Source organism: Pseudomonas sp., assembly GCF_048269965.1.
Taxonomy (GTDB): domain Bacteria; phylum Pseudomonadota; class Gammaproteobacteria; order Pseudomonadales; family Pseudomonadaceae; genus Aquipseudomonas.
Genome location: NZ_JBLWTV010000020.1, coordinates 19,756 through 34,562, shown reverse-complemented (window position 1 = coordinate 34,562; position 14,807 = coordinate 19,756). Strand labels below are relative to the sequence as shown.

Sequence of the window (14,807 nt, the reverse complement as noted above, 5' to 3'; positions counted from 1 at the left end):
GCGGTTACTCCGCACCGGCCACTCTTTTAAGGCAGATCAGCTGGGTGAGCCGACCCACCGGTAAACCACTGATCGGACCACCCCAGAATGAGGTTCTTCGACCAGTCGGCGACCATCAGAAAATGCGGCACCAGCTGTGACTGTTGCCACCACGTATCCTGCTCCACGGGTGCCAGGCTGATCAGCCCGACCAGCAGCACCACCAACAAACCACCACGCGCGGCGCCGAATACCATGCCGAGAAAACGGTCGGTACCGGACAGGCCAGTCACACGGATCAGTTCGCCAATGAGGAAATTGACCAGAGCGCCCACCAGCAAGGTGGCGATGAAGAGAATGGCACAGGCTGCAATGACCCGCGCGGAAGGCGTTTCGATAAATTCGACGAGATGCTGGGCCAGCGCGCCACCGAACATCCAGGCGACCACACCTGCGATGATCCAGGTCAGCAGCGACAGGGCTTCCTTGACGAAGCCGCGCTTCAGACTGATCAAACTAGAAATGGCGATGACGGCGATGATCGCCCAATCGACCCAGGTGAATACCACGGCGCGGCCTACCAGCGGAAAAGGCGGAGCATTTTAGCAGAGCCCGGCGCATCGGGTAACCGGGCGCTGCAAAGTCCTTTGCTTGCTTAGCCCGCTTCCGGCTGGAAGCGCACGACAAAACCGCTGAGTTTGTGCTGGCGGTTGAGCTGGTCACGCAGGCGCTCGGCCTCTGCGCGCTCGATCAGCGGGCCAACGAACACCCGGTTCATGCCGTCGAAGGCGCGGATGTAGGCGTTGTAGCCCTGACTGCGCAGCGTTTTCTGCAGGTTTTCCGCTCCACTGCGACTCGACAGACTGGCCAACTGCACCGACCAGCTGATCGGCAGGCTGTTGGCGTCCAGGCGCGCTTGCGGCTTGGCAGGAGCACTGCTCGCCGCTTGCTCGGTCTTGAGCGGATCAGGCTTGCTCTGCTGGGCAACGGGCGGCGGAGTCGGCTTGGGCAGCTCTGGCACCTCGACGATCTGAGGCGCCACCTCTTCGACGGCAACCGGCTCCTGCGGCAACGCCTCGGGCTCGACGACCTCGGCAGGCTGCACGATGATCTCGGCAGCAGCCGGCGCTTGCGGCATGGCTGGCGCATCCACCACCACGCGACGCATCTCATCCTCGCGCGACAGCAACATAGGCAGGAAAATCACCGCCAGCGCCACCAGCACCAGAGCACCGACCATGCGCTGCTTGAGCCCACTGTCCAGCATTGCCATCCCCAATCCCCTTATCAAGCCGGGCGGGCCAGCCAATCCAGGGCCTCGGCCACGCAGAAAAACGATCCGAACAACAGTATCTCGTCACCCTCGGCCGCCTGTTCGCACTGCGCATCGAGCGCGGCACGTACAGCCGGGTACTGCGCCACCACCGCGCCCTGCCCCCGCAGGTGCTCGGCCAGGTCATCGGCCGAGCGTGAACGCGGCGTATCCAGCGGCGCCACGGCCCAGCCAGCAACCAGGCTCAGAAGCGGCGCAGCCACGCCGGGCAGATCCTTGTCGGCCAGCAAACCGAACACCGCCCAACGCTTCCCGGCCAGCGGGCGACTCTCCAGGCGCTGCGCCAGATAATCGGCCGCATGAGGATTATGCCCAACATCGAGCAACAGCGTGAGTGACTTGCCTCGCCAATCCAGCGCGCGGCGATCCAGGCGCCCGGTTACCCGCGTGGCGAGCAAGGCCTCGACGATCTGCCGGTGGTTCCACGGCAACGGCAGAAGCGCATAGGCCTGCAACGCCAGCGCAGCGTTTTCCATCGGCAGATCGAGAAGCGGCAACCGCTCCAGTCGCAGCATCTGGCCGTTGCCGTCGAGGCCATACCAGGACCAGTCCTGCGCCTGCACATCGAGGTCATAGTCACGACCGCGCAGGAACAGCGGCGTATCCAAGGTGACGGCCTGCTGCAGCAATGGCTGCGGAGGATCGAGGTCACCGCACAATGCAGGCATGCCGGCGCGCATGATCCCGGCCTTTTCGAAGGCGACCGATTCACGGGTATCGCCCAGCCAGTCAGCGTGATCCAGCCCGATGCTGGTGATCAGCGCCAGATCGGCATCGACCAGATTCACCGCATCCAGGCGCCCGCCGAGACCGACTTCGAGCACCACGGCATCCAGCTGAGCACGCTCGAACAACCAGAAGGCCGCCAGCGTACCCATCTCGAAATAGGTCAGGGAGATCTCGCCACGCGCGGCTTCGACCGCGGCAAAAGCCTGGCACAACGCTTCGTCGCTGGCTTCTCGCCCCTGCACGAGCACACGTTCGTTGTAACGCAGCAGGTGCGGTGAACTGTAGACACCGACGCGCTGCCCCTGGGCGGCGATCAGGCTGGCGAGAAAGGCGCAGGTAGAGCCCTTGCCATTGGTACCGGTGACGGTAACCACCAATGGCGCCGGCTTGCCCAGGCCGAGCCGCTGCGCCACCTCACGCGAGCGCTCCAGGCCCATGTCGATGGCCGAAGGATGCAACTGCTCGAGGTAGGCGAGCCACTCGCCCAGGCTACGTTCGGTCATGCAGTGGCCGGCAGGGAAACCGGAGAGGGACGATTCATCATTTGCGCGAGCAGACGCGCCAGGCGCGGACGCAGCTCATCGCGCGAAATGATCATGTCGATGGCACCATGCTCGATGAGGAACTCGCTGCGCTGGAAGCCTTCCGGCAGCTTTTCGCGCACGGTCTGCTCGATCACGCGCGGGCCGGCGAAACCGATCAGCGCCTTCGGCTCGGCCACGATGACATCTCCAAGCATTGCCAGGCTGGCGGAAACGCCGCCATAGACCGGGTCAGTCAGCACGGAGATGAACGGCAGGCCTTCTTCACGCAGACGCGCCAGGGCAGCGGAAGTCTTGGCCATCTGCATCAGAGAGATCAGCGCTTCCTGCATGCGCGCACCACCGGAAGCGGAGAAGCACACCAGCGGGCAGCGTTTTTCCAGGGCGACATTGGCCGCCTGGACGAAGCGCTCACCGACGATGGCGCCCATGGAGCCACCCATGAAGGAGAACTCGAACGCGCACACGGCGATCGGCATACCTTCGAGGGTACCGCTCATGGAGATCAGGGCGTCCTTCTCGCCAGTCTGCTTCTGCGCCCCGGCCAGACGATCCTTGTACTTCTTGCTGTCGCGGAATTTCAGGCGGTCGACCGGCTCCAGATCGGCACCGATCTCCTCGCGGCCATCGGCGTCGAGGAAGATGTCGATACGCGCACGAGCACCGATACGCATGTGGTGATTGCACTTGGGGCAGACATCGAGCGTCTTTTCCAGCTCAGGACGGTAGAGCACGGCATCACAGGACGGACATTTATGCCACAGGCCCTCGGGCACAGAGCTCTTCTTCACCTCGGAACGCATGATCGAGGGAATGAGTTTGTCTACCAACCAGTTGCTCATGCTGTCATTTCTCCATAACCGTTGGTTCGGATGAACGCCTCATCGTGAAACGCCCATCTCCAGCAATTCTTTTCTGCCGCACCCAGCACCCGTTTAAACGAGCCCATGGCGGCGTGACAGGCTAATTGACGGCCCTGCTTCAATCGCCGTCACATTGAGCATCACGCACCGCCCGCACGAATGCACGAATCTTGCCTGCATCCTTTATGCCTTTACTGGCCTCTACCCCACCACTGACATCCACGGCATAAGGACGCACCCGGCGAATGGCCCGCGCGACATTGTCCGCATCGAGGCCGCCGGCCAGGATGATCGGCTTGGCGGCCTCTGCAGGCACCAGCGACCAGTCGAACGAAGCGCCCGTACCACCCGGCACGCCCTCGACGAAGGTATCGAGCAGAATACCCCGCGCACCAGTGTAGAGCGCCATGGCTGCCGCCACGTCCTCACCAGGGCGAACCCGCAGCGCCTTGATATAGGGGCGGCCGAAGCCTTCACAGTCGTCCGGCGACTCGTCACCGTGAAACTGCAGCAGATCCAGCGGCAGGCGCTGCAGCAACTGCTGCAGCTCGTCGCGCGGCATGTCGACGAACAGCCCGACAGTGGTCACGAACGGCGGTAACGCCTGCAGGATCGCAGCGGCCTGCTCGACGCTGACTGCTCGCGGACTTTTCCCGTAGAACACCAGACCAATGGCGTCGGCTCCCGCCTCCACCACCGCCAGGGCATCCTCGATGCGGGTGATCCCACAAATCTTGCTGCGTACGACCGTCACGTTCATGCCTCTCGCCATGCGGGTTCGGATGGTAACAAAGGGTTATGGCTGTCGCACGTCCGGCAGACCGGAGAGAAAATGCGGCCCGAGATAGCGCTGCGGCAATTCGAACTCCTCCGGGTAATCGACCTGTATCAGATACAGACCGTAGGGGTGCGCCGTCACTCCCCCGCTATGTCGATCACCGCGTTCGAGCACCTCGCGCGCCCATTCCGGCGGCCGCTCGCCAGCGCCAATGGTCATCAACACACCCGCGATGTTACGCACCATGTGGTGCAGAAAAGCATTGGCGCGGATATCCAGCACGATGAAGCGGCCATGCTCGATCAACTGCAGGTGATGCACGGTCTTGACCGGTGACTTGGCCTGGCAGCGCGTCGCCCGGAAGGCGCTGAAATCATGAGTGCCAACCAGCGCCAGGGCCGCTTCACGCATGCGCGCCACATCCAGCGGGCGATGATTCCAGGTCACTTCCTCGGCCATGTGCGCCGGGCGAATCGGATCATTGTAGATCACGTAGCGGTAGCGTCGCGCCATGGCCGAGAAGCGCGCATGAAAGTGCGCCGGCATCACCTTCGCCCAGGTCACGCTGATGTCAGCGGGCAGGTTCATGTTGGCGCCCATGATCCAGGCGTGCAGCGAACGCTCGACGGTGGTATCGAAATGCACCACCTGACCACTGGAATGCACAGAAGCATCGGTACGCCCTGCGCACAGAATGCTGACCGGGGCACCACCAGCGACCTTGGACAAGGCAGTTTCCAGGTGACCCTGGATCGACGGAACATTCGCGCCCTGGCGTTGAAAGCCACGATAACGTGCGCCCTTGTATTCCAGGCCCAGGGCGATTCTGAAAAAGCCAGCGGCCGCCATTTCGGCGGCCGCTACAGGTACTGCGTCAGACATCTGTCAATCAAACCATCTTGGCAATCATCTCGCGAGCTTCCTGCTGCTGAGCATCACTGCCCTCGGCAATCACTTCATCAAGAATGTCGCGGGCACCTTCGGTATCGCCCATGTCGATGTAGGCCCGGGCCAGATCCAGCTTGGTCGCGGTTTCATCGGTGCCGGACAGGAAGTCGAAGTCATCATCGCCATCCAGATCACTGGACAGGCTATTGGCTGGCGCCTGCGCAGCGGCTTGCGGCTCTTCGAAGTCAGTCGACAGCTGATCCAGCTCAGCGCTCACCTCGTCCAGCTGCGCGGCGAAGCTGTCAGGCGCGACAGCCGGCTGAGCCGGCGCCTCGTCTTCGAGCGAAAGATCGAAGTCAGCCGGCAGATCGAGATCGGCAGACGGCGTTTCTTCGGCCAGATCGAGGCTCAGACCGGAAAGATCGTCGGCCGCCTGGCTCAGCGGCGCATCGTCATCGAGGCTCAGCAGGAAATCGTCAGCTTCGTCGCTGGCTGCCGGAGCCGACTCATCCAGGTCCAGGCTGAAGGCGGACAGATCGTCGGTCGGGCCGGACAGTTCAACCTTGTCATCATCCAGGGCCAGATCGAAGTCCAGATCGTCATCGGCAGAAGCGGCCGGCGCGGCGGGTTCATCGACCAGGCCGAAGTCCAGATCATCGTCCAGCGACAACGGCGCTTGCTCAGCCCTGGCTGACTGAACATCAGTCTCCAGATCGGCTTCCAGGTCGTCGAGGCTCAGATCGAAGGCATCATCCAGATCACCAGCAGTGGAAGCAGGCGCTTGCGCGCTCGGCTCATCCAGGCTGAGGTCATCCAGACTGAACTCGCCCATGTCGTCATCGGCGGAGGCAGCAGCCGCTGCGGCACCCGCCCCGGCGAAGGCAGCGATCGCCGGATACTTGGACTTCAGCTGCTCGGCTTCGGCATTCACGCCGCCGATCTCGCGCAGCTCGTTATCCTGGCGGGCAAAGCCTTCGCGGTCACCCAGCTCGGCGCAGACTTCCATCAGCTTCAGACGCAGATCGGCACGATGCGGCTCGTCGTTGATGGCGTTCTGCAGCAGTTCGGCCGCCTGATTGAAGCGCCCGTAAGCGATGTAGATATCAGCCTCACCCAGCGCGTCGCCGGTCTGCGCCGTAACGCGCTCCTCGCCAGTGCCCTGAGCGGCCTGGATCGGCTCGTCGTCGAGGCCTGCGAAGCTGTCTTCGGGCATGTCCAGGTCGGAGGCGAACGCCTGCTCCTGAGACAGGTCGTCGGCCAGCTCATCCTGCAGTTCGGACTCTTTCTGGGCGTTGCGGCGCGACAGCGCCATCAGGCCGACCAGCAGGAGCAGAAGCGCGCCACCACCGGCCAAACCCAGCGTCATCGGGTTAGCCATCAGGTCATCGATGAAACCCTGCGGGGCTGGCTCAGGCGCGGGCGCTGCAGGCTTGCTTGCTTCGACTGGCTTGGCCGGGGCGGCTGGCTCAACGGCAGCAGCCGGCTCACTGGCCGGCTGTTGGGTTGCGGCGGCGCTGTCCTCGACAGGCGCGGCCGGCTCCTCGGAATAGTTGTAGTCAGGCGCCGCCTCCTCAGGCGGCGTCGTCGGCGGCGTTGTCGCTTGCGCAGCAGGCGGCTCGGCTTCGGGCGCCGCTGCCGGAGTTTGCGCAGGCGGCTCTTGCGTTGCAGCAGGAGCAGGAGCTTCGGGCGCCGCCGACAGGTCGGCCTGCATCTTGGCCAGCTGACTGTCCTTCAGTTCCACCAGACGCTGCAGCTTGTCCAGCTGGCTTTGCAGATCACTGACACGGCTCTGCAGCTCGGCGTTCTCGCGACGGGTCGAATCCAGGCTTTCCTGAGTCACTGCCAGCTTGTCAGCCAGCGCCTTGCTTCCAGCCGAACCGGTATCGCTACCGCGAGTGGACTGACCAGCCTCAGCAGCAACCAGCTTGAGACTGTCGCCCGCCTCCGCAGTCGCCGGCGCTGCGCCAGCGGTGGTACGGCGAGTGGCATCCAGTTGACGCGAGGCGACGGCACGGCCTTCACGCCAGGCTGCATTCTGCTCGGAGACCTGAGCGATCGCCTCGGCATTGCTGCGACTGCGAACCTGCTGTTCGTCCGGCAGACGCAGCACCTGACCGCTCTTCATGCGGTTGATATTGCCGCCGATGAAGGCATCCGGATTCAGGTCCTGGATAGCCAGCATGGTCTGATTGACCGAACCACCGCCAACACGCTGGGCGATTTCCCAGAGCGTATCGTTGGCAGTGGTTTTGTATTCGCTACCGGAAATGGCGCGCGAGGCGGCTGCCGGCGCTGCAGGACGCGGGGCCGCGGCAGGCGCAGCGCGAGTCGGCGCAATGGCAGGCGCAGCAGACGGACGCGGTGCAGGCGCGGCGATCGGCAGCTGCGGAGCAGCGGCGACGGCCGTTTGCGCAGAATAAAGTGGCGGATCGAGCAGCAGGGTGTATTCACGCAGCAGACGACCGTTCGGCCAGAGCACTTCAACCAGGAAGTTGAGGTAGGGCTCACGCACGGTCTTGCTCGACGTGATGCGGATAACGCTCTTGCCGTTGGGCTTCAATACCGGCGTGAACTTGAGGTCGGTCAGAAAGTACTGACGATCGACGCCCGCTTTGACGAACTCCTCAGGAGACGCGAGGCTGGGAATCACCTCATTGGAAGCAAGGTCGCGCACCTCCAGCAATTCGATTTCCGCTACCAACGGCTGATTCAGCGACGATTGCAGGGTAACTTCACCCAACCCCAGCGCATGCGCCATACCGGAAGACAGCGCGGAAGCGGCTGCGATTGCCAGCACCAGTTTGCGAACCCGAACCATAGCGTTATCCCTTGTTTTATCTTTTTCTCGGCATGCGAGAGGGTCTTGAGAACTGCTGCCTGCCTCCGCTCCACGAGCGGCTCCCCATTCAGCAATCAACTCAGCCAGTATTGCCAAGCTAGAAAGATTCTTCAAATTTCTAGGTAAGTATCTTTTACAGATAGTGTTTTATCAATAACTCAGCTATCTGCACAGCATTCAGGGCGGCGCCTTTTCTTACATTATCAGACGCAATCCACAAATTGAGTTGCCTTGGATCGCTCACGCCACGACGGATACGCCCCACGTACACCTGATCCTGCCCCACCGCATCACCCACTGCAGTCGGGTAGTCGCCGGCCTCTACCAACTCGATCCCTTGCGCGACCTCGAGCAACTGCTGCACGGCACTGATATCGATATCCGAATCAGCATACACACCCAGCGCGAGACTATCGCCAAAGAATACTGGCACCAAGGCGCAGGTCGCTGCGACCGGAAGCTCGGGCAGACTCAACAATTGTCGAATCTCGGCGGCCAGACGCTTCTCCAGCTGAGCATGCCCTTGATCATCCACCTCGCCGACCTGCGCCAGCAGATTGAACGCGATCTGGCGATCCACCGTCTTCGGTTCCAGTGGGCGCCCGTTGAGCAGCTCGGCAGTCTGCCGCGCCAGCTCCTGAACACCACTGCGCCCCAGAGTGGAGATCGACAGCATGGCCGTCACCTGCAACTGCTGGGGTTGCAGTACAGGCTTCAGCGCCGCCAGCACCAACGCACAGGCAACTGCCGAAGGCGTGGGCGCACTGACGCACCAGGGCCTGGTCAGTGCCGGCAGCCCTTCGGCGCCGAGCTCGGGCAATACACAGGGCGCCTGATCCAGCGAAAAAGCAGCGCTCAGATCGATCACGGAACAACCGGCTGCGACCACGCGCTCATGATGGCTGCGTGTCACTTCAGAACCTGCGGCAAAGAAAGCCAGTTGCACCTGAGTGAAATCGAAGGCATCGAGCGGTCTGACCCGCACCTGCCGACCACGGAAAGAAAGACTCTGCCCAGCCGATTCGCTGCTGGCCAGCAGATGCAGATCCTTGATCGGGAAGTCACGCTCTTCGAGCAATTCGACCAGCGCGGCGCCGACATTACTGGTGGCGCCGATCACGGCGATATTGATGGACTGACTCATGAGCGGACCTGCGACACGGAGGGAGCGGCACTGTAACTGCGCCCCAGCGCCCAGGCAATCAGCTTGCGCACCACAGAAAACACAAAGCCCCTCTGCCGAGACAGAAGGGCTTTGTTTGACGCTGACTGGCAGCCTGGCGGTTAGCGCTCCAGCAGAATCCGCAGCATGCGGCGCAGCGGCTCGGCAGCGCCCCACAACAACTGGTCACCGACGGTGAAGGCACCCAGGTACTGCGAACCCATGTTGAGCTTGCGCAGGCGACCGACCGGAACACTGAGGGTGCCAGTGACGGCAGTCGGACCGAGGTCGCGGATGGAATCTTCGCGATGGTTCGGCACCAGCTTGACCCAGGGATTGTGCTGGCTGATCAGGCCTTCGATATCGGCCATCGGCACATCCTTGTTCAGCTTGATGGTCAGCGCCTGGCTGTGGCAGCGCATGGCGCCGATGCGCACGCAGATGCCATCGACCGGGATCGGGTTCTTGAAACGACCGAGAATCTTGTTGGTTTCGGCCTGAGCCTTCCACTCTTCACGGCTCTGCCCGTTCGGCAGTTCCTTGTCGATGTAGGGAATCAGGCTACCGGCCAGCGGCACGCCGAAGTTGTCGACCGGGAAGCCTTCGCCACGCATGGCTTCGGCCACCTTGCGGTCGATGTCGAGAATGGCGCTGGCCGGGTCGGCCAGCTCATCGGCAACGGCACCGTTGATCGCGCCCATCTGCTTGATCAGCTCACGCATGTTCTGCGCGCCAGCACCGGAAGCGGCCTGATAGGTCATGGCGCTCATCCACTCCACCAGACCGGCCTCGTACAGACCACCGAGCGCCATCAGCATCAGGCTGACGGTGCAGTTGCCGCCGATGTAGTTCTTGCTGCCAGCATCCAGCGCCTGGTCGATCACCTTGCGGTTGACCGGATCGAGCACGATCACCGAATCGTCATCCATGCGCAGGCTGGAGGCGGCGTCGATCCAGTAGCCCTGCCAACCGGCTTCACGCAGCTTGGGGAAGACTTCGTTGGTGTAGTCACCGCCCTGGCAGGTCAGGATCACGTCCAGGCCCTTGAGGTCGTCAATGCTGTAGGCATCTTTCAGCGTCGCGATGTCCTTGCCAATGGCAGGGCCCTGGCCACCGACATTGGAAGTGGTGAAGAACACCGGCTCGATCAGGTCGAAGTCCCGCTCTTCCAGCATGCGCTGCATGAGCACGGAACCGACCATGCCACGCCAACCGATCAGACCTACACGTTTCATAACGACTACACCTATATAAACAGCCCGCCGGAACCACCCCGGCGGGGCTGGGAAGATTACAGACTACGCAGCGCGGAGGCCACTGCATCACCCATCTCAGCAGTACCGACCTTGGTCTTGCCTTCGGACCAGATGTCGCCCGTACGCAGGCCCTGATCCAGTACCAGGCTCACCGCCTTCTCGATGGCATCGGCGGCAGCGACCTGGCCGAAGCTGTAACGCAGCATCATGGACACCGAGAGAATGGTGGCCAGCGGGTTGGCGATGCCCTTGCCGGCGATGTCCGGCGCGGAGCCATGGCAAGGCTCGTACATGCCCTTGTTGTTGGCGTCCAGGGATGCCGACGGCAGCATGCCGATGGAGCCGGTCAGCATCGAAGCTTCGTCGGACAAAATGTCACCAAACATGTTGTCGGTGACCATCACGTCGAATTGCTTGGGTGCGCGTACCAGTTGCATGGCGGCGTTGTCGACGTACATGTGGCTCAGTTCGACGTCCGGGTAATCCTTGGCCACTTCCTCGACCACAGCGCGCCACAGCTGGCTGGACGCCAGGACGTTGGCCTTGTCCACCGAGCACAGCTTCTTGCCACGCACGCGCGCCATGTCGAAACCGACCTTGGCGATGCGGCGGATTTCGCTCTCGCTGTACGGCAGGGTGTCGTACGCCATGCGCTCGCCGTTTTCCAGCACCTTGCTTTCGCGCGGCTGGCCGAAGTAGATGCCGCCGGTCAGCTCACGGACGATGAGGATATCCAGGCCAGCGACCACTTCCGGCTTGAGGCTGGAGGCCTCGGCCAACTGCGGGTAGAGAATGGCCGGACGCAGGTTGCCGAACAGGCCCAGCTGCGAGCGGATCTTCAGCAGGCCACGCTCGGGACGGATGGCCGGGTCGATGGTGTCCCACTTCGGCCCGCCTACGGCGCCAAGCAGCACGGCATCGGCGGCCCTGGCGCGCGCCAGGGTCTCATCGGCCAGCGGCACGCCGTAACGGTCGATGGCCGCGCCACCCAGATCATCGAAGCTCAGCTCGAAGCCCAGGGCGTACTTGTCGTTGGCCAGGTTCAGCACCTTGACCGCCTCGGCCATGATTTCCGGGCCGATACCGTCGCCGGGGAGAACCAGAATCTGCTTGCTCATTGCATCCCTCAATCTATCCGTAGGGTGGATGACGCTGTTTTCATCCACCGAAACCCAGCACGGTGGATGGATAAAGCGCCATCCACCCTACCTTCATGTATTACTTGATCGCGCCGAACAGCCAGGGGCTGCTCTGCTGGTAACCGACTTCGAACGCCTTGATCGCGTCCTGATCCTGCAGGGTCAGGCCGATGTCGTCCAGGCCATTGAGCAGGCAGTGCTTGCGAAAAGCATCGACCTCGAAGCGGTACTGCACGCCATCGGGACGGGTCACGGTCTGCGCCTGGAGATCGACGGTCAACTGATAACCCTCGCAGGCCTCGGCCTGCTCGAACAGCGCATCGACCTCTTCGTCCTTGAGGACGATCGGCAGCAGGCCGTTCTTGAAGCTGTTATTGAAGAAGATGTCGGCAAAGCTCGGCGCGATCACCGTGCGGAAACCGTATTCATCCAGTGCCCACGGCGCATGCTCGCGCGAAGAGCCGCAACCGAAGTTCTCGCGGGCCAGCAGCACGCTGGCGCCCTGGTAGCGCGGGAAGTTGAGCACGAAATCCTTGTTGATCGGGCGCTTGGAGTTGTCCTGGTTCGGCTGACCGATATCCAGGTAGCGCCACTCGTCGAACAGGTTGGGGCCGAAGCCGGTGCGCTTGATCGACTTCAAGAACTGCTTGGGAATGATCTGATCGGTGTCGACGTTGGCACGGTCGAGCGGGCAGACCAGGCCGGTGTGTTGGGTAAAGGCTTTCATCATCTAGCTCCTCAGGCCTGGATCAATTCGCGAACGTCGATGAAGCGACCGGTAACCGCCGCAGCGGCAGCCATCGCCGGGCTCACCAGGTGGGTACGGCCACCAGCGCCCTGGCGGCCTTCGAAGTTGCGGTTGGAGGTGGAGGCGCAATGCTCGCCACTGCCCAGCTTGTCCGGGTTCATCGCCAGGCACATGGAGCAACCCGGCTCACGCCATTCGAAACCGGCCTCGATGAAGATCTTGTCCAGCCCCTCGGCCTCGGCCTGCTGTTTCACCAGGCCAGAACCCGGCACCACCATGGCTTGCTTGACGGTGCTGGCGACCTTGCGCCCCTTGGCCACCTCGGCAGCAGCGCGCAGGTCTTCGATGCGCGAGTTGGTGCAGGAGCCGATGAACACGCGATCGAGCTGGATATCAGTGATCGGCTGGTTGGCGCTCAGGCCCATGTACTTCAGTGCGCGGGTGATCGAGTCCTTCTTCACCGGGTCGGCTTCGACGGCCGGGTCCGGCACGTTCTGGTCGACGGCCAAAACCATCTCCGGCGAGGTGCCCCAGCTGACCTGCGGCTTGATGTCTTCGGCTTTCAACTCGACCACGGTATCGAACACCGCATCGGCGTCGGACACCAGGTTCCGCCACTGCGCCACGGCCTTGTCCCAGTCGCTGCCCTTGGGCGCGAATGGACGGCCCTTGACGTAGGCGATGGTCTTCTCGTCCACCGCCACCAGGCCCACACGGGCGCCAGCCTCGATGGACATGTTGCAGATGGTCATGCGCCCTTCCAGGGACAGATCACGGATCGCGCTGCCGGCGAACTCCAGCGCATGGCCGTTGCCGCCGGCGGTGCCGATCTTGCCGATCACGGCGAGCACGATGTCCTTGGCGGTAACGCCGAACGGCAGCTTGCCTTCGACGCGCACCTGCATGTTCTTCATCTTCTTGGCCACCAGGCACTGGGTGGCGAGCACGTGCTCGACCTCGGAGGTGCCGATGCCGTGGGCCAGCGCACCGAAGGCGCCATGGGTGGAGGTGTGCGAGTCGCCGCAGACCACGGTCATGCCCGGCAGAGTGGCGCCCTGCTCCGGCCCGACCACGTGGACGATGCCCTGGCGTACGTCGTTCATCTTGAACTCGAGGATGCCGAAGTCATCGCAGTTCTCGTCCAGGGTCCGCACCTGAATGCGCGAAACCTCGTCGGCGATGGCTTCGAGGCCACCCTGACGCTCGGCCTTGGTGGTCGGCACGTTGTGATCCGGCGTGGCGATGTTGGCGTCGATGCGCCACGGCTTGCGCCCGGCCAGGCGCAGACCCTCGAAGGCCTGCGGCGAGGTCACTTCGTGAAGGATGTGACGATCGATGTAGATCAACGAAGAACCGTCGTCGCGACGTTTCACTTCGTGCATTTCCCAGAGCTTGTCGTAGAGCGTCTTGCCAGTCATCAGCCTTACCTCATCAGCGCCTTTTGAGCACATTCGCAAACTGCCTGCGTTATCACCGCCAGGCGTCAGAAGTGCACCTTTCTATGCCTGGGCGAAAATGGCCCTTCGGCTTATGGGGAGAATGCTATTGCCAGGCACGAAATAACTCAAATTCATATTTTTTATTCAAAGGATTCCGAATAGGAATGTATGCTCAGTGCCTCATTACTGACCCGGAGCGCTCCATGGATCTGGCCAACCTCAATGCCTTCATCGCCATCGCCGAAACCGGCAGCTTTTCCGAAGCCGGCGAGCGCCTGCACCTGACTCAGCCCGCCGTGAGCAAGCGCATCGCCGGTCTGGAACAGCAACTGGGCGTGCGCCTGTTCGACCGCCTCGGTCGCGAGATTGGCCTGACCCAGGCCGGCCGCGCCCTGTTGCCGCGCGCCTACCAGATCCTCAACGTGCTGGACGATACCCGTCGCGCGCTGACCAACCTCTCCGGTGAAGTCAGCGGTCGCCTGACCCTGGCGACCAGCCACCACATCGGCCTGCATCGCCTGCCCGCCCTGCTGCGCGCCTTTACCCGCGCCCATCCGCAGGTGGCGCTGGATATCCAGTTCCTCGACTCGGAGGTGGCGTACGAAGAAGTGCTGCATGGCCGCGCCGAACTGGCGGTGATCACCCTCGCCCCGGAAACCCGTGAGCCGATCCGTGCCGCCGCCGTATGGGACGACCCGCTGGATTTCGTCGCCGCACCGGAACACCCGCTGGCCCGCAGCCAGATGATCAGCCTGGCCGACGTGGCGCAGCACCCAGCCGTGTTTCCCGGCGGCAACACCTTCACCCATCACATCGTCCAGCGCCTGTTCGAGGCCCAGGGCCTGACGCCCAATATCGCCATGAGCACCAACTACCTGGAAACCATCAAGATGATGGTGTCCATCGGCCTGGCCTGGAGCGTGCTGCCGCGCACCATGCTCGACGATCAGGTCGCGCGCCTGCCGATACCGGGCATCCAGTTGACCCGCCAGCTGGGCTACATCCTGCATACCGAGCGCACCCTGTCGAATGCCGCACGGGCATTCATGGATCTGCTCGACAGCCAGCGGGATGATCTTGCATAGGCATCCGAACTGAGACTAACGTGGCGA

Annotated in this window: 13 protein-coding genes; 1 reads left to right on the top strand and 12 read right to left on the bottom strand. The window is 62.8% G+C overall.

All coding sequences use genetic code 11. From position 1 onward, the window contains the following. Positions 1 to 26 precede the first annotated feature (26 nt). From ACN0X6_RS19815 to leuC, 12 genes are all read right to left on the bottom strand, one after another. Positions 27 to 548, bottom strand: a complete 522-nt coding sequence (locus ACN0X6_RS19815) for a CvpA family protein (RefSeq protein ID WP_417706597.1) — start codon at positions 546 to 548, stop codon at positions 27 to 29. 86 nt (positions 549 to 634) lie between these two features. Then, the gene (locus tag ACN0X6_RS19810; protein ID WP_417706595.1) at positions 635 to 1,252 is read right to left on the bottom strand and encodes an SPOR domain-containing protein; all 618 of its coding nucleotides are present in this window, start codon (positions 1,250 to 1,252) and stop codon (positions 635 to 637) included. A gap of 14 nt (positions 1,253 to 1,266) precedes the next feature. Continuing rightward, the gene (folC, locus tag ACN0X6_RS19805; protein WP_417706593.1) at positions 1,267 to 2,544 is read right to left on the bottom strand and encodes a bifunctional tetrahydrofolate synthase/dihydrofolate synthase; all 1,278 of its coding nucleotides are present in this window, start codon (positions 2,542 to 2,544) and stop codon (positions 1,267 to 1,269) included. After that, positions 2,541 to 3,425, bottom strand: coding sequence for an acetyl-CoA carboxylase, carboxyltransferase subunit beta (gene accD / locus ACN0X6_RS19800; RefSeq protein WP_160016657.1), 885 nt, complete (start codon positions 3,423 to 3,425; stop codon positions 2,541 to 2,543). The genes folC and accD overlap by 4 nt, the downstream gene beginning before the upstream one ends. Before the next feature lie 139 nt (positions 3,426 to 3,564). Further along, entirely contained in the window at positions 3,565 to 4,200 is a 636-nt protein-coding gene (locus tag ACN0X6_RS19795) for a phosphoribosylanthranilate isomerase (protein WP_417706682.1), read from the bottom strand. A gap of 42 nt (positions 4,201 to 4,242) precedes the next feature. Beyond that, on the bottom strand, positions 4,243 to 5,106 hold the full coding sequence (gene truA / locus ACN0X6_RS19790; protein WP_417706592.1) for a tRNA pseudouridine(38-40) synthase TruA: 864 nt from the start codon (positions 5,104 to 5,106) through the stop codon (positions 4,243 to 4,245). A 7-nt stretch (positions 5,107 to 5,113) separates the two neighbouring features. Next, complete coding sequence (locus ACN0X6_RS19785) at positions 5,114 to 7,930, bottom strand: FimV/HubP family polar landmark protein (protein ID WP_417706591.1); 2,817 nt, start codon at positions 7,928 to 7,930, stop codon at positions 5,114 to 5,116. A 154-nt stretch (positions 7,931 to 8,084) separates the two neighbouring features. After that, positions 8,085 to 9,095 carry an aspartate-semialdehyde dehydrogenase gene (locus tag ACN0X6_RS19780; RefSeq protein WP_417706589.1) on the bottom strand — a complete coding sequence of 337 codons (1,011 nt, stop codon included), beginning with the start codon at positions 9,093 to 9,095 and terminating at the stop codon, positions 8,085 to 8,087. Between the two features lie 140 nt (positions 9,096 to 9,235). Continuing rightward, positions 9,236 to 10,348, bottom strand: a complete 1,113-nt coding sequence (gene asd, locus ACN0X6_RS19775; RefSeq protein ID WP_417706588.1) for an aspartate-semialdehyde dehydrogenase — start codon at positions 10,346 to 10,348, stop codon at positions 9,236 to 9,238. Positions 10,349 to 10,404: 56 nt separating this feature from the next. Beyond that, positions 10,405 to 11,487 (bottom strand): 3-isopropylmalate dehydrogenase, encoded by a 1,083-nt coding sequence (gene leuB / locus ACN0X6_RS19770; protein ID WP_417706586.1) that lies wholly within the window; start codon positions 11,485 to 11,487, stop codon positions 10,405 to 10,407. Positions 11,488 to 11,587: 100 nt separating this feature from the next. Continuing rightward, positions 11,588 to 12,235 (bottom strand): 3-isopropylmalate dehydratase small subunit, encoded by a 648-nt coding sequence (gene leuD, locus ACN0X6_RS19765; protein WP_417706584.1) that lies wholly within the window; start codon positions 12,233 to 12,235, stop codon positions 11,588 to 11,590. An 11-nt stretch (positions 12,236 to 12,246) separates the two neighbouring features. After that, positions 12,247 to 13,674 (bottom strand): 3-isopropylmalate dehydratase large subunit, encoded by a 1,428-nt coding sequence (gene leuC / locus ACN0X6_RS19760; RefSeq protein WP_417706583.1) that lies wholly within the window; start codon positions 13,672 to 13,674, stop codon positions 12,247 to 12,249. 224 nt (positions 13,675 to 13,898) lie between these two features. On the opposite strand from leuC, the gene ACN0X6_RS19755 reads away from it, so the two are divergent. Beyond that, on the top strand, positions 13,899 to 14,780 hold the full coding sequence (locus ACN0X6_RS19755) for a LysR family transcriptional regulator (protein WP_417706581.1): 882 nt from the start codon (positions 13,899 to 13,901) through the stop codon (positions 14,778 to 14,780). Positions 14,781 to 14,807: the final 27 nt, after the last annotated feature.

What these genes read in the sequence shown, in the direction of transcription:
- ACN0X6_RS19810 (WP_417706595.1), bottom strand. Translation starts at nt 1,252, where the DNA reads ATGGCAATGCTGGACAGTGGGCTCAAGCAGCGCATGGTCGGTGCTCTG.
- folC (WP_417706593.1), bottom strand. Translation starts at nt 2,544, where the DNA reads ATGACCGAACGTAGCCTGGGCGAGTGGCTCGCCTACCTCGAGCAGTTG.
- accD (WP_160016657.1), bottom strand. Translation starts at nt 3,425, where the DNA reads ATGAGCAACTGGTTGGTAGACAAACTCATTCCCTCGATCATGCGTTCC.
- truA (WP_417706592.1), bottom strand. Translation starts at nt 5,106, where the DNA reads ATGTCTGACGCAGTACCTGTAGCGGCCGCCGAAATGGCGGCCGCTGGC.
- ACN0X6_RS19785 (WP_417706591.1), bottom strand. Translation starts at nt 7,930, where the DNA reads ATGGTTCGGGTTCGCAAACTGGTGCTGGCAATCGCAGCCGCTTCCGCG.
- ACN0X6_RS19780 (WP_417706589.1), bottom strand. Translation starts at nt 9,095, where the DNA reads ATGAGTCAGTCCATCAATATCGCCGTGATCGGCGCCACCAGTAATGTC.
- asd (WP_417706588.1), bottom strand. Translation starts at nt 10,348, where the DNA reads ATGAAACGTGTAGGTCTGATCGGTTGGCGTGGCATGGTCGGTTCCGTG.
- leuB (WP_417706586.1), bottom strand. Translation starts at nt 11,487, where the DNA reads ATGAGCAAGCAGATTCTGGTTCTCCCCGGCGACGGTATCGGCCCGGAA.
- leuD (WP_417706584.1), bottom strand. Translation starts at nt 12,235, where the DNA reads ATGAAAGCCTTTACCCAACACACCGGCCTGGTCTGCCCGCTCGACCGT.
- leuC (WP_417706583.1), bottom strand. Translation starts at nt 13,674, where the DNA reads ATGACTGGCAAGACGCTCTACGACAAGCTCTGGGAAATGCACGAAGTG.
- ACN0X6_RS19755 (WP_417706581.1), top strand. Translation starts at nt 13,899, where the DNA reads ATGGATCTGGCCAACCTCAATGCCTTCATCGCCATCGCCGAAACCGGC.